Genomic DNA, 538 nt, shown 5'->3' with positions numbered 1-538 from the left:
ATTCTTTTGCCGGTTTTTCCACCCTGATTTCGCTAGATTTCAAATCGGGTATTGGCATGGTTACTATGGTAAATCAGAGAGAAGAAGCCACCTATTCTTTTGGTCTACCCGATTTGGTCTTTGGTAAGAAAAAGCAAGCCCCTAGCCAGTCTCAAAAAGACTTTCAAGAGGGCATGTATCGAACTTCTCGCTCCATTCAGCAAGGCCCGACCTCTATTTCGCGCCTTGCCCCCGCTTATACCTTTTATGTGAAAGATGTGATAAAAGACGGTCATTTATTAGTCAGCAACTATTGGCTTTTGCAACAGCGCCAAGGCCGAACAGAAGTTGAAACAACCTATAATAATTTAGAAAAGCTCTCGCTTTGGGAGGTGATAAAGGATTATGGCTCTGTCGCTCTGCTGGGACTGGCATCGGTTTATGCCGTACTTGTTCTTCTGTTAGCTGCTTTGAGCAAGATATATCGCTCACTTTTTGGAAAAGAAAGCAAAAGACCGACTCCAAGAAGTTGGAAAATTTGGCATTATGGCACTTGCGG

General features: G+C 43.7%; 1 pseudogene. It reads left to right on the top strand.

The features are described from left to right. Window positions 1-538 (top strand): annotated as a pseudogene (locus tag RG608_RS11530) (methicillin resistance protein FmtA); the annotation flags it as partial.

Source organism: Streptococcus sp. IsoGale022 (assembly GCF_031142805.1).
GTDB lineage: Bacteria > Bacillota > Bacilli > Lactobacillales > Streptococcaceae > Streptococcus > Streptococcus sanguinis_A.
The sequence above is the reverse complement of the archived record's forward strand: the minus strand, read 5'-3'. Positions and strand labels throughout refer to the sequence as shown.